This window comes from Enterobacter sp. BIDMC 27, assembly GCF_000534415.1.
GTDB lineage: Bacteria > Pseudomonadota > Gammaproteobacteria > Enterobacterales > Enterobacteriaceae > Enterobacter > Enterobacter hormaechei_C.
Window position 1 is genome coordinate 3229801 of the sequence record NZ_KI973178.1, and the last position, 13452, is coordinate 3243252.

Below are 13452 nucleotides of genomic sequence, written 5' to 3' on the forward strand. Positions count from 1 at the left end.
ACCTCTTTTTATGGTGTTCGAAACGCCCCCGCGATGCGGGAGCGTGAAGGGTTAAAACCAGGTTTCCATCTGCACCCCAAAGTTCCATTCCCCGCCCGCGTTGAAGCCGCTGCTGCCAAAGGCGTCATCGCTGGCGTAGTTATCCAGCTTGCTGCTCCAGTCCATCCAGGTGGCGAACAGGCGCAGCTCCGGACGGCTGAAGAAATCGCCAATTTTGCCCGCCTTTAACGTCGGGGCGAAGGTCAGCTTGTAGAAGCTACCGTTAACCGCATTGCGATCCTTGTAGCCTTCCGGGCTTAAATCCATGTACTGATAGCTGCCTTCGAACGCGAGGGCGAAATTCTGGGTCACCTCTTTGATCAGACGCGTATTGAGCGTGACCCACTCATAGCTGTCGCCCTTCACGTAGCGGTCCTTACTGCTTTGCGCCAGCACGGCGGGCGCAATGTGCCAGCCACCGCCCAGCGGCGTGACACCGTAACTTGCAAAACGCCAGGTATCGGCTTCTGACAGCAGCGCGCCGTCTGAACCAATGCTTTTCACCTCGGCGCCCAGACCGTGGCCGTAAAGCAGCGCCGTTTTGGCGGAACCTTCCCGCAGGCCGTAGAAGCTCTCGTTATGCAGACCAACCAGCGCATGTACCCCGTTATTGGCCGCGTCGGTTTTAATCGGATCGCCGTTGCTGTCCTTACGGTCGTCATTATCTTTTGCCCGTAAGCCGCTGACCATCATCTGCACCGGCCCGGCGAAGTGATTCATGCTGAGGATGTAGTTCTGAACGTTGTTGTCGATCTCCTCTTCGCTGCCGAAGTTACGGCCATAAAGGGAGAAGTTACTGCGCAGCGTATCGTTCCACTTCACGTCGTAGACGCCGCCGCCGGTCCCGGCGAGAAACACCACGTCGGAATCCAGCCAGTGAATGTCGAAGTTGTCGCGGTCAAAACGCTTACCCGCCCAGAAGGTACTGCCCTTCAGCGCACCGGTAAAGTCCGGCAAATTGCCCAGCTCGGCAAAGGCCTGACGAATGTTCAGGTCGCTGCTGTCTGCCGACCAGTCGTTATAGGTTTTCTGACCGTCGGCCAGCATCGCCTTAAAGCGCGTCGTCGCACCGTTCTCCAGCGTCTGTTTGTGCTCAACATTCAGCTCAACGTAGGTATCCGCTTCGTTCCCCAGACGCCCGATGGCCCCGCCGGTTTCCCCGGCGGGCGTAAGATAAGGGCCGCTTTTGCTGCTGGAGGCCGCGTCGTTCATCAGCAGGCCGGAACGGGCGTAACCGTGAAATTCAAAACCGCCTGTCCGGTCGGCTTTTTCTTCCAGCACCGTAGTACGTTGCGCCACCGCCTGTGTGGAGGTCTGCGCTTCCTGCTGCGCAGCCACCAGCTGCTGTGTTTTCTGTTCCGCTGCCGTTGCGCGCTTTTCAGCAACCTGCGCGCGGGTTTCCGCCTCCTGCAAACGCTGCTCCAGCGCTGCCAGGCGCGCTTCGATACGTGTCATATCCGTCTGGGCAAAAACAGAGGTACTCCCGGCCAGCATGCCTATCATCACGGCAAGTCTGCGTTTTTTATACATTTTGTCGCATCCCTAATAACTATCGGTGAAAGTGCTAAATTGCTAAACCGGTTTAGGCTGATGATACTAAACCGTTGAATTTTGAATCGGCAACGTTTTTTGCTAAACCGTTTTAGTAAGTGTGATCGAGGCGACAATTCAGGCCGCCGACCGGAGGCCTGGAGAGGTGAATTACAGTTCGTGATGATAAGGCAGCGCGGTCATTGCCCCTTTTGCGGTTGTCGCCAGCGCCCCACAGCGCTGCGCCAGCGTGATGACCTCTGAGAGACGGGCCTGGCCATCACGAGCCAGACCGAACAGCAGTCCGGCGACGAAAGCATCCCCCGCGCCGGTGGTATCAATGCATTCCACGGGTGATGCAGGATAGTGCGTCAACGCACCTTTCTGCCAGGCGGTGACGCCCTCTTTTCCCTGCGTCACCAGCACCAGCCTGGCCGGACAGGTGCGCATCAGCGCCGCCAGCCCCTCATGGACCTGCGCATTTCCGGTTAAGAACGCCAGTTCTTCCACCGAGATTTTCACCACATCTGCACAGGCTAATGCCCGCTCAAGACACTGACGCAGCTCGACTTCATCGTGCCAGAGATCGGCGCGGATATTGGGGTCAAAGCTGACGAATCCCCTCGCCTGTTTGATCGCGGCCATCGCCTGAAACGTCGCGGAACGGCTGGGTTCGGCGCTGAGCGCGATAGAGCAGACGTGCAGCCACTCCCCGGCGCGGAATGGCGGGAGATCGGCAGAGTCGAGGAATAAATCAGCGCTCGGGCGAACCATAAAGGTAAAGGAACGTTCACCGTCGTTATCGAGATCCACCACCACCGTGGAGGTGCGATGCTGCGGGTCCAGGCGCAGCCATTCTGTATTAACCTGCTCATCCGCAAGCGTTTTTTGCATAAAACGCCCGAAGGGGTCGTCGCCCACCCGGCCTATAAAGGCGCTTCTGCCGCCCAGACGCGCTACCCCTACCGCAACGTTGGCCGGTGCGCCGCCAGGACATTGCAGCAGTTTGCCCTCTCCGTCGGGCAACAGATCCACCACTGCATCGCCAAGTACCCAGATCGTCTCCATATCACCTTCTTAGCTAAATCATGTTAAACCGGTTTAGCTATTTAAGCACAGGCAGGGTGTCGGGGAAATATGGCGAGGGAAAATTTGCTTAACCCACCCGATGGGGCCAGTGAATATCACCCACGCCATTGAGCTGCGGGCGGGCGAACAAAAAGCCCTGGAAGCGGCGAATACCGGCGGATTCAAGCCAGCACCACTCTTCTATCTTCTCAATGCCTTCTGCGACCAGCGTAATCTCCAGATCGGTGCAGCAGCTGATTATCGACTTCACAATCGCCTGCTTGGGCCCGCTCAGGTGGATATCGCTGACGATCTCTCTGTCGATTTTGAGCTTATCCGGCTGAAACCGGGTGAGCAGTGAAAGACCAGCATAGCCGGAACCAAAATCATCTATCGCCAGCCCAACCCCTTCCGCGCGCAGCTGTTTAATGGCGCTGTTAAACTGGTTGAAGCCAGAGATCATCTCGTTCTCAGTGACTTCAATGATCACCTGCTCTGGCTGTAGATTGTGCTTTTTGATCTGCGTTACCAGGAACTCTACCGCGCCCGGCACGTTAACCAGCGACATTGGCAGCAGGTTCACCGCCAGTTTGTGGCTGCCGATGCCGAGCTTTTGCGCCAGCGCAAAGGTCCAGGCTTTGGTTTGCAGGTCGACTTCGTAAATCTGTTCACGATCGAGACTACGGAAGAAATGCTCCGGGCTGCCGCCGTCGTTTCCGCGTATAAGCGCTTCGAGAGAACTGATTTTGCCTTCGGACGGCTCGACAATGGGTTGCAGCGCAAACTGGCAGGGCTGTCCCGCCAGCAGACCTAACCCTTTACCAAACGGCGCGCGCTCTCGCGAAAGCGTCCATTTATCAGGCTCATAGTCCGAAGCGGGTGGGATAGCGGTTTTGCCGGTGATAAAGGTCTGAATAAATTTGAAGACCCGATCCTCAGAAGTCAGATAGCTTTCCAGCTTGCTGTAATGCAGAACCGACGCCAGAACCGCTTTCGGGGTCTGAACATCCAGGTCAAACAGCAGCATTCCCACGTCTTCGAAACATCTGCGCGGGCCGTAATCGCGCATCAGCTCCACCACGCCGGTATGCCGGTCATCCGCACGGATGGTGTTAAAAAGCGCGACGACGCGCTGTTCCGTGCCTTCGAGAATTTGCAGAACGTCACGTCCACGGGAGAGAAGAATGCCTGAGATGCCCTGCTCCGTGTTACGGATCCTGGCCTGTTCAACCAGCGCGCTTAACGCTGCGGAGGTGCAGGTTAAGCTCAGCTGGCTTCGATAAATAAGAGTTGTCAGCACAGAAACGGGGTCCGGTATGGGGTATACGCCTGAACGGTACTGTTTAACACAGTTCCCCGGTGTGACCTAATCTATTCCACGTTGGGCTTAATTCTCCCCGATACGGCTGTCGATCCGCGTCTGCATATAATCGTAGAACGGATTCGACGTCACGCGCATCAGCGCATCTTTGCCAACGCTCAGAACCGATGTTTCTCCCCACAGGGCTATCGTCCCCAGGCTGATACCGTAGTGGTTTTTCACCTCAGGATGGCGGCCATACAGATCGTCATCAGGCGGGAACGGAATAGCAACATGCGACAGGGAATAAACCTCCTGCGGATACGCGACAGACAGCGGCATCACCGTTTCCCGGGTGCTACCCGCTGGCGTCGTCTTTGCCACCATATCAAACCTGTCGGGGCTGGCATTGGTCACAATTGTGACACTGTAACGCCTTTTTGCCTCGGGCAGCAGGTCAGCCACCGCCGTCCAGGATGATGGCCTGAACAGTGGACGGAAACTCCCGGCCTGGTTGATATCAAAAACTACCAGTTCGCTGCCGTTTGCCGGAAGCTGGTCAAACAGCCCGCTGACCACGGCGCGGGTACTGACCGTTGAATCCATGACCGACTGAAACGCCAGCACCGGCGGAAGCTGCGCCAGTTTGTGATCATGAACATCGCGGTTTATCTGCTCATGCAGCGCCTGGGTAAGCAGCCAGGACTGACGTGCTGCATTCACCGGGAACGAATTGTATTTATAAGGATTATATTCCGGCGAAATGTTGAGCCACGCGGCTTTGGCAAACGCCGGTAACATGGCCGGTAGCCCGGCGAATCCGGCAAAGCGCGCAAACGCCGTGACGCCAATCATCGGTGAGAGCAAAACGATCTGCTGAGGTTTACGCAGTTCAGGCGCATCAAGAGCGTCGAGGGCGTATTTCATCGCCAGCGCCCCGCCGTTGGAATAGCCCACCAGATGCAGGGGAAGATCGTTCCCCGTCAGGCGTGTCGCTTCACGAACCGCAAGGCGTGATGCGGCCAGCCAAGCCTCCCAGTCAACGTCTGTCAGCGCGCCCGGCGCCGTGCCGTGTCCGGGCAAACGAGGCACTACGGCCACAAAGCCGTGCTGTTGATAATTCTCTGCCAGATGCCTGACGCTGTAGGGCGAGTCCGTCAGACCGTGCAGCAATACCACCGACCCGCGCGGCTTTCCGGCGGGCATCAGCACGAACGACCGATTTGCATCCGGGGAAAAGTGTCCTGGCCACACCAGGCTCTGGCGGTAATAACGGTTCAGCGGCGTGCGCTCTGCGGGTGTGACATTCGCCGTCACCTCAGCGTCGAGAGCGGTGAAGATGACGTTTTCCCGCGCGACATACGCTGCGAAGGTCGCGTTATCCATCTCCTGCACGGACATTTCGTCAGCCCGCCAGGTGTGCCAGTGATGCAGGGCCGGCCCCTGCTGCGAAAGATAAACCCGCACCGCCAGCAGCACGAGCACAATGATCCCGATGACCATCGCTATTTTTTTTGCGAGAGCCATCAGGCGCACGCTGACCCGCCAGGGCAAATTCGCCATGTTAGGCTCCCTCCCTTATCCACAGAGCGTTCATCTTACCAAAAAATGTGAAGAGGCTGACGTATTCACCAAATAGATACCGCTCAGGCCGGACACTGCACCAAAAGTGAACTACGCTGCACAAATGTTGAGCATCTGTTAAACAAATATTGCATTAACTTTGCTGCACAGCGCGTTTTCGCCGCAATGTGAACATGGCACGCGTCCTGCATTGTTAATCTGGTAACAGAAACCCGGCCTTTGACAGCCAGTTAACAGCGAGGCGGTATGACGACCAAACCTGAGGTGTTGAGCCGTATCGAAGCGACCTTTAGCCAGCTCACCCCGAGCGAAAAGCGGGTGGCAAGCTGGATGCTGGCGCACGTCGGGCAGATCCCCTTTGAAACGGCAGAGAGCGTGGCGCTGGCCACGGCCACCAGCGGGATCACCGTCGGACGCTTTCTGCGCAAGCTGGGCTATCGCAACCTGGACGACGCCAAAAAAAGCCTGCGCGATCCCCACCAGCCCTGGGGCATTAACGAGCGTCTCGACTCCTGGAAGCAGCAACAGCCGCTGTCGGATCGCCTACAGCACTCCCTGTCGCTGGAGGTGGACGCCATTGCCCATGTTTATCAGCTGGCGCAAAGCGAAACGTTCAGGCAGGTGGTCCAGCAACTTACCCATGCCGACGCCGTCTTCGTGCTGGGGATCCAGTCCACGCGCGGGATCGCCAATGCGTTCTTCAGCCATCTGGAGTACCTGCGCCCGCGGGTGAGCTATTCCGAAGGGCTCTCCGGTAGCTGGGTGGAGTCGCTTAACTCCGGCTTTGCGAACCCGTATATCGTGCTGACGGATACCCGCGCCTACTCCGCCATTGCCCGCCAGTACTGCCGCGTGGCGAGCGAAAAAGGCCTGGCGATGGCGCTGATCACCGATATCTGGTGCCCGTGGGCGCGGGATTATCCGATTGATTTACTCCAGGTGAAGACCGATACCGGCCATTTCTGGGATTCGCTGGCACCGGTGAGCTGTCTCTTCAACCTGCTGCTGTCGGGCGTTGTGGAGGCGCTGGGCGATGCGCTGCCGGAACGTCTGGCAATCAACCGACAACTACAGCAAGAGTTTGGTCAATTTGAACGCTAAAGGAGCGGAGCTATGCCTGAAGAGAGTCAACTGATTGATGTGGCGAAAACCTTTCCCACGCTGCATATCGATCTGAAATACGCGACCGCCGATAACATCACTGGCCGCCCGATCTACCAGCACGCCGCGTGCCTGTTGCATACGGATGCCGCCACCGCGCTGGCGAAAGCGATCAGCATCGCCGCGCTGGCCGGTCTGAAGCTGGTGGTTTACGACGCCTACCGCCCCCAGCAGGCGCAGTCGCAACTCTGGGATGCCTGCCCCAATCCGGAATACGTGGTGGATGTCGCAATTGGCTCTAACCACAGCCGGGGCACCGCCATTGACGTCACGCTGATGGATGAACACGACAACGTGCTGGATATGGGCGCCGGGTTTGACGAAATGCACGACCGTTCTCATGCCTGGCACCCTTCCGTTCCGCCCGAGGCGCAGCGAAATCGTCTGCTCCTGAACGCCGTGATGTACGGCGGCGGTTTTGTGGGCATCAGCAGCGAGTGGTGGCATTTCGAACTGCCGAACGCCGCCAGCTACCCGCTGTTAGATGACCAGTTCGCCTGTTATCCGACCACATACTCACTCTAATTCTGGAGCCCGGCCATGAAAACTACGCTGCTTACAACCCTGATTGCCGCTACGCTCGCCCTGAGCGCCCCTCTCGCGCTGGCGGCGGTGCCAAAAGATATGCTGGTGATTGGGAAAGCTGCCGATCCGCAAACGCTGGATCCGGCGGTCACTATCGATAACAACGACTGGACGGTGACCTACCCCTCGTACCAGCGTCTGGTGAAATACAAGCCTGGCACCACGGAGGTGGAAGGCGATCTGTCGACGGGCTGGAAGGCGTCTGACGACCAGAAAGAGTGGACGTTCACCCTGGCAGATAATGCAAAATTTTCGGACGGCACGCCGGTGACCGCCGAAGCGGTCAAGCTGTCGTTTGAACGTCTGCTGAAAATTAATCAGGGACCTTCCGAAGCGTTCCCGAAAGATTTGAAAGTGGACGCGGTGGATGAGCATACGGTGAAATTCACACTCAGCCAGCCGTTCGCCCCGTTCCTCTACACGCTGGCCAATGACGGCGCGTCGATCGTCAACCCGGCGGTCCTGAAAGCCAATGCCGCCGACGACGCGCGCGGTTTCCTGGCGCAAAACACCGCGGGTTCCGGACCGTTTATGCTGAAAAGCTGGCGGAAAGGTCAGCAGCTGGTGATGGTGCCCAACCCACACTGGCCGGGTGAAAAGCCGCACTTCAAGCGCGTCTCGGTGAAGATTATCGGTGAAAGCGCCTCGCGTCGCCTGCAACTTTCCCGTGGCGATCTGGATATCGCCGACGCCCTGCCGGTGGATCAGCTTGCCGCTCTGAAGCAGGAAGGCAAAGTGGCCGTGGCGGAATACCCGTCCCTGCGGGTGACCTACCTCTATCTGAACAACAGTAAGCCTCCGATGAATCAGGTGGATTTGCGCCGCGCGGTCTCCTGGGCCACCGATTATCAGGGGATGGTGAAAGGCATTCTCAGCGGGAACGGCAAGCAGATGCGCGGCCCGATCCCGGAGGGCATGTGGGGCTTCGATACGAACGCCATGCAGTACAGCTTTGACGAGGCTAAGGCCAAAGCGGCGCTGGAGAAAGTCAACGATAAACCGGCCAGCCTGACGTTCCTCTACTCCGATAACGACCCGAACTGGGAGCCTATCGCCCTCTCCACGCAGGCGAGCCTGGGCAAGCTGGGGATTAACGTCAAGCTCGAGAAACTGGCGAACGCCACCATGCGCGACCGCGTCGGCAAAGGTGATTATGACATTGCGATTGGTAACTGGAGCCCGGACTTCGCTGACCCGTACATGTTCATGAACTACTGGTTCGAATCGGACAAAAAAGGGCTGCCGGGTAACCGCTCATTCTATGAGAACAAAGAGGTCGATGCATTGTTGCAGGCGGCACTGAAAACCACCGATCAGGCGGAACGCACCAAAGATTACCAGCAGGCGCAGAAAGTGGTGATTGACGAGGCGGCTTACGTTTATCTGTTCCAGAAGAACTACCAGCTGGCGATGAACAAAGAGGTCAAAGGCTTCACCTTTAATCCGATGCTTGAGCAGGTCTTTAACATCGCCACCATGAGTAAGTAACGGCCCACGCCGGGGGGAAGTGTATGACGTTCTGGAGCATCGTGCGCCAGCGCTGCTGGGGGTTAATCCTGGTGGTGGCCGGTGTCTGTATTATTACTTTTATTATTTCACACCTGATCCCCGGCGATCCGGCCCGCCTGCTGGCCGGTGACCGCGCCAGCGATGAAATCGTGCAGGGCATCCGCCAGCAGCTGGGGCTGGATCAACCGCTCTATATTCAGTTTGGCCGCTATGTAGAGGCGCTGGCGCACGGCGATCTGGGCACCTCCATTCGTACCGGTCGCCCCGTTGCGGAAGATTTGAAAGCCTTTTTCCCCGCCACGCTGGAGCTGGCCTTCTGCTCTTTGCTGCTGGCGCTGGTGATTGGCGTACCGCTGGGCATTTTATCGGCGGTGTACCGTAACCGCTGGCTGGATCACCTGGTGCGACTGATGGCGATGACGGGCATCTCGACGCCTGCCTTCTGGCTGGGACTGGGGGTAATCGTTCTGTTCTACGGGCAACTGCAAATTCTGCCCGGCGGCGGCAGGCTGGACGACTGGCTCGATCCGCCTGCCCACGTTACCGGCTTTTATCTGCTGGACGCCCTGCTGGAAGGCAACGGCGAGGTGTTTTTCAACGCCCTACAGCACCTGATTCTACCCTCCCTGACCCTGGCCTTTGTGCATCTGGGTATTGTGGCGCGTCAGGTGCGTTCCGCGATGCTGGAGCAACTGAGCGAGGATTATATTCGTACCGCCCGCGCGAGCGGGTTGCCGGGCTGGTACATCGTGCTGCGCTACGCCTTACCCAACGCCATGATCCCCTCCATTACCGTGCTCGGGCTGGCGCTGGGCGATCTGCTGTATGGGGCAGTCCTTACCGAAACCGTGTTTGCCTGGCCGGGAATGGGAGCCTGGGTGGTGACCTCCATTCAGGCGCTGGACTTCCCTGCCGTCATGGGCTTCGCGGTCGTGGTATCGCTGGCCTATGTCTTCGTCAATCTGGTGGTGGATCTGCTGTATCTGTGGATCGACCCGCGAATCGGGCGCGGAGGTGCCGAATGATGTTAACTCAGGAAACGCCCGTCCCCGTCAGCACCGCCAAACAGCGCATCAACTGGGCAAAGCTGTTCTGGATGTTACGCAAAAGCCCGCTCACGCTGATCGGCGGGGTGATTATGATCGTGATGCTGCTGATGATGGTGGTCTCGCCGTGGATAGTCCCGCACGATCCGAACGCGCTGGATCTGACCGCGCGATTGCAGGCGCCTTCAGCCCAGCACTGGTTTGGCACCGATGAGGTAGGCCGGGATCTGTTCAGTCGCGTGCTGGTGGGCAGCCAGCAGTCCATCACGGCGGGGCTGGCGGTGGTGGTGATTGCGGGCGGCATCGGTTCTCTGCTCGGCTGTTTGTCCGGCGTACTCGGCGGGCGCGGCGACGCCATCATTATGCGTATCATGGACATTATGCTCTCCATCCCCTCGCTGGTGCTGACGATGGCGCTGGCCGCCGCGCTCGGCCCAAGCCTGTTTAACGCAATGCTGGCGATTGCGATTGTACGCATTCCGTTTTACGTGCGGCTGGCACGCGGGCAAACGCTGGTGGTGCGCCAGTTCACCTACGTACAGGCCGCCCGCACCTTTGGCGCATCGCGCTGGCACCTGATCAGCTGGCATATCCTGCGTAACGCCCTGCCGCCGCTGATCGTTCAAGCATCGCTGGATATCGGCAGCGCCATTCTGATGGCCGCCACGCTGGGCTTTATTGGATTAGGCGCGCAGCAACCCACCGCCGAATGGGGCGCGATGGTGGCCGTGGGGCGTAACTACGTGCTTGACCAGTGGTGGTACTGCGCGTTTCCGGGGGCGGCAATTCTGATCACGGCAGTTGGGTTTAATCTGTTTGGCGATGGTCTTCGCGACCTGCTGGATCCCAAATCAGGAGGGAAGCAGTCATGAGTGATTCCGTATTATCAATTGAAGATTTGCACCTGAGCTTCCCCATTTTTCGCGGTGACGTCCACGCGCTCAATCACGTTTCGCTGGAGATTGGCCGGGGTGAAATTGTCGGCGTGGTGGGCGAGTCTGGCTCGGGAAAATCGGTCACTGCAATGCTGGCGATGCGCCTGCTGCCGGAAGGCAGTTACCATGTTCACCATGGCCGGGTCACGCTGCTCGGGGAAGATGTCCTGAATGCGTCGGAAAAACAGCTTCGTCAGTGGCGCGGCGCCAGGGTGGCGATGATTTTTCAGGAACCGATGACGGCGCTCAACCCCACGCGCCGGATTGGCAGGCAGATGGTGGAGGTGATCCGCCAGCATCAGTCGCTTTCCCGTCGCGACACGCAGCAGAAGGCGATCGCCCTGCTGGGCGAGATGCAAATCCCGGATGCGGCGCAGGTGATGGATCGCTATCCGTTTGAGCTTTCTGGCGGCATGCGCCAGCGGGTGATGATCGCCCTTGCCTTCTCCTGCGAGCCGGAGCTGATCATTGCCGATGAGCCGACCACCGCGCTGGACGTGACCGTTCAGCGTCAGGTGCTGCGTCTGCTGAAACACAAAGCGCGCGCCAGCGGGACGTCGGTGCTGTTTATCAGTCACGATATGGCGGTGGTATCGCAGCTTTGTGACCGGATGTACGTTATGTACGCGGGCAGCGTGATCGAAAGCGGCATCACGCAGACTTTGATCCACCATCCTGTACACCCCTATTCGATTGGCCTGCTGCGGTGTGCCCCGGAAAATGGTGAACCGCGCGAGATCCTTCCGGCCATTCCCGGCACGGTGCCTAACCTCAGCCACCTCCCGCGCGGATGTGCTTTTCGCGAGCGCTGTTTTGCTGCCGGAGCGAAATGCAGCGAAACGCCGCGCTTAATTTCCACGGGCGCAGAAGGCCAGCAGGCTGCCTGCTGGTACCCACAACAGGAGACACGCCATGTCTGAGGTACTGCTGGAACTGGATAGCGTGCATGTGAATTTTCCTGCGCGCAAAAACTGGCTGGGGCGTGTGACGGAGCAGGTACACGCCCTCAACGGCATGGATCTCCGGATCCATCGCGGCGAAACGCTGGGCGTTGTGGGGGAATCTGGTTGCGGAAAGAGCACGCTGGCGCAGCTGCTGATGGGCATGCTCAAACCGAGTACCGGTGCCTGTCAGCGCGCGAATGCGGCAGGTGGTATGCAGATGGTATTTCAGGACCCACTCTCGTCCCTCGATCCGCGTTTACCCGTCTGGCGCATCATCACCGAGCCGGTGTGGATACAGCAACGCCGCAGCGAACGGGAGCGTCGTCAGCTGGCTGAGACGCTGGCGCAGCAGGTGGGCATTCGGGCGGAATATCTTGACCGCCTGCCGCATGCGTTTTCGGGTGGACAGCGCCAGCGCATCGCTATTGCCCGGGCGCTCTCTTCGGATCCGGACATCATCGTGCTGGATGAACCCACCAGCGCGCTGGATATTTCCGTCCAGGCGCAGATCCTCAATTTGCTGGTTGCCCTGCAACAGCAGCGAAATCTGACCTACGTGCTGATCTCGCACAACGTCTCGGTGGTCCGGCACATGAGCGACCGGGTGGCGGTAATGTATCTGGGGCAGATCGTGGAGCTGGGTCCGGCGGACCAGGTGCTGGGCAAGCCACGGCATCCGTATACGCAGCTGCTGCTTGACTCCGTTCCCCGTACCGGAGAACCGCTGGACGAAGATCTGGCATTACGCAAAACCGATCTCCCCGGTAATCGCCGCCTGCCCGATGGCTGCTACTTCCGCGACCGCTGCCCGCTGGCAGCTGAAGGATGCGAACGGCCGCAGCCGCTTCAGCCCGCAGCCGGAGACCGAAGCGTACGCTGCTGGCGTAACCGCTAGATTTGCGCCATCCCGCCATCGACAAACAGCTCCGTGGCGTTTATAAAGCTGGCGGCATCGGACGCCAGAAACGCCACGGCTTTTCCGACTTCGCCCGGCGCGCCCAGGCGACCCAGCGGCACCTGGGCCGCCAGCGCATCGTATAATCCCTGACGCTGTTCTTCGGGAACCAGATCGCCAAGACCGGGCGTTTTCACGGGGCCAGGGCTGACGACGTTGACGCGTATCCCGCGGCCCTGTAAGTCCAGCGCCCAGGAGCGGGCAAAGTTACGCACGGCGGCTTTACTGGCGCTGTAGACGCTAAAATTCGCCGTCCCCTTAATTGAAACCGTCGATCCGGTGAGGATAATGGATGAACCAGAGGAGAGCAGCGGCAGCGCTTTCTGGACGGTAAACAGCACGCCGCGCACGTTGGTGGCAAAAATCCGGTCAAACTGCTCCTCGGTGATGGCGCCCAGCGGCAGCATGTCGCCGCCCCCGGCGTTGGCGAACAGAATATCGAGTTGTCCCTCTTCTTTAGCAATCTGCGCGTAAACCGCATCCAGATCGGCCATTCTGGAGACGTCCGCGCGGATAGCTACCGCCGCGGCGCCAATGTCTGCCCGCGCAGCATCCAGTTCGGCCTGACGACGTCCGGTGATATAGACCTTCGCTCCCTGCGCCGCCAGCTCCTGTGCCGTTGCGAGACCAATACCGGTGCTGCCGCCGGTCACCAGAGCGATTTTTCCTGCAAGCGTTGTATTCATACTCATAACCTTCTGTTGTGATGTAAAAGAGGAGCGTTTGCCCGCGTCAGGCAGACTTTAGATCTTGCGGGATTCGTGATAAACGGGCAAAAATGAAAATGAATTTTCAC

12 protein-coding genes are annotated in these 13452 nt (G+C 58.8%); 7 read left to right on the forward strand and 5 right to left on the reverse strand.

The features are described from left to right. Positions 1 to 51: 51 nt before the first annotated feature. The 4 genes from L463_RS07465 to L463_RS07450 all read right to left on the reverse strand — a co-directional run bounded on the left by L463_RS07465 (position 52) and on the right by L463_RS07450 (position 5500). Positions 52 to 1569: a carbohydrate porin gene (locus tag L463_RS07465; RefSeq protein ID WP_023303760.1), complete on the reverse strand. Its 1518-nt coding sequence runs from the start codon at positions 1567 to 1569 to the stop codon at positions 52 to 54. 171 nt (positions 1570 to 1740) lie between these two features. Beyond that, positions 1741 to 2637 carry an aminoimidazole riboside kinase gene (locus L463_RS07460; RefSeq protein WP_032102994.1) on the reverse strand — a complete coding sequence of 299 codons (897 nt, stop codon included), beginning with the start codon at positions 2635 to 2637 and terminating at the stop codon, positions 1741 to 1743. Positions 2638 to 2725: 88 nt separating this feature from the next. Next, a complete protein-coding gene (locus tag L463_RS07455) occupies positions 2726 to 3937 on the reverse strand; it encodes a diguanylate phosphodiesterase (protein WP_032673220.1) in 1212 nt (403 codons plus the stop codon). A gap of 87 nt (positions 3938 to 4024) precedes the next feature. Continuing rightward, positions 4025 to 5500, reverse strand: a complete 1476-nt coding sequence (locus L463_RS07450; protein WP_032102990.1) for an alpha/beta hydrolase — start codon at positions 5498 to 5500, stop codon at positions 4025 to 4027. A 267-nt stretch (positions 5501 to 5767) separates the two neighbouring features. Here L463_RS07450 and L463_RS07445 point away from each other — a divergent pair, with 267 nt between their 5' ends. The 7 genes from L463_RS07445 to L463_RS07415 are packed head-to-tail and all read left to right on the forward strand — an operon-like array spanning position 5768 to position 12596. After that, a complete protein-coding gene (locus L463_RS07445; protein ID WP_003857080.1) occupies positions 5768 to 6622 on the forward strand; it encodes a MurR/RpiR family transcriptional regulator in 855 nt (284 codons plus the stop codon). A gap of 12 nt (positions 6623 to 6634) precedes the next feature. Next, positions 6635 to 7207 carry a D-alanyl-D-alanine dipeptidase gene (gene ddpX, locus L463_RS07440; RefSeq protein WP_015570495.1) on the forward strand — a complete coding sequence of 191 codons (573 nt, stop codon included), beginning with the start codon at positions 6635 to 6637 and terminating at the stop codon, positions 7205 to 7207. Positions 7208 to 7222: 15 nt separating this feature from the next. Next, a complete protein-coding gene (locus L463_RS07435; RefSeq protein WP_015570494.1) occupies positions 7223 to 8755 on the forward strand; it encodes an ABC transporter substrate-binding protein in 1533 nt (510 codons plus the stop codon). Positions 8756 to 8778: 23 nt separating this feature from the next. Then, positions 8779 to 9801 carry an ABC transporter permease gene (locus tag L463_RS07430; protein WP_003857077.1) on the forward strand — a complete coding sequence of 341 codons (1023 nt, stop codon included), beginning with the start codon at positions 8779 to 8781 and terminating at the stop codon, positions 9799 to 9801. After that, a complete protein-coding gene (gene ddpC, locus L463_RS07425; protein ID WP_006810694.1) occupies positions 9798 to 10694 on the forward strand; it encodes a D,D-dipeptide ABC transporter permease in 897 nt (298 codons plus the stop codon). Before L463_RS07430 ends, ddpC begins: the two co-directional genes overlap by 4 nt. Next, positions 10691 to 11677: an ABC transporter ATP-binding protein gene (locus L463_RS07420; protein ID WP_032673221.1), complete on the forward strand. Its 987-nt coding sequence runs from the start codon at positions 10691 to 10693 to the stop codon at positions 11675 to 11677. Before ddpC ends, L463_RS07420 begins: the two co-directional genes overlap by 4 nt. Continuing rightward, a complete protein-coding gene (locus tag L463_RS07415; RefSeq protein WP_015570491.1) occupies positions 11670 to 12596 on the forward strand; it encodes an oligopeptide/dipeptide ABC transporter ATP-binding protein in 927 nt (308 codons plus the stop codon). The genes L463_RS07420 and L463_RS07415 overlap by 8 nt, the downstream gene beginning before the upstream one ends. On the opposite strand, the gene L463_RS07410 is transcribed toward L463_RS07415, so the two are convergent. After that, the gene (locus L463_RS07410) at positions 12593 to 13342 is read right to left on the reverse strand and encodes an SDR family oxidoreductase (protein ID WP_032102988.1); all 750 of its coding nucleotides are present in this window, start codon (positions 13340 to 13342) and stop codon (positions 12593 to 12595) included. The two genes, L463_RS07415 and L463_RS07410, sit on opposite strands and share 4 nt — an antisense overlap. Positions 13343 to 13452: the final 110 nt, after the last annotated feature.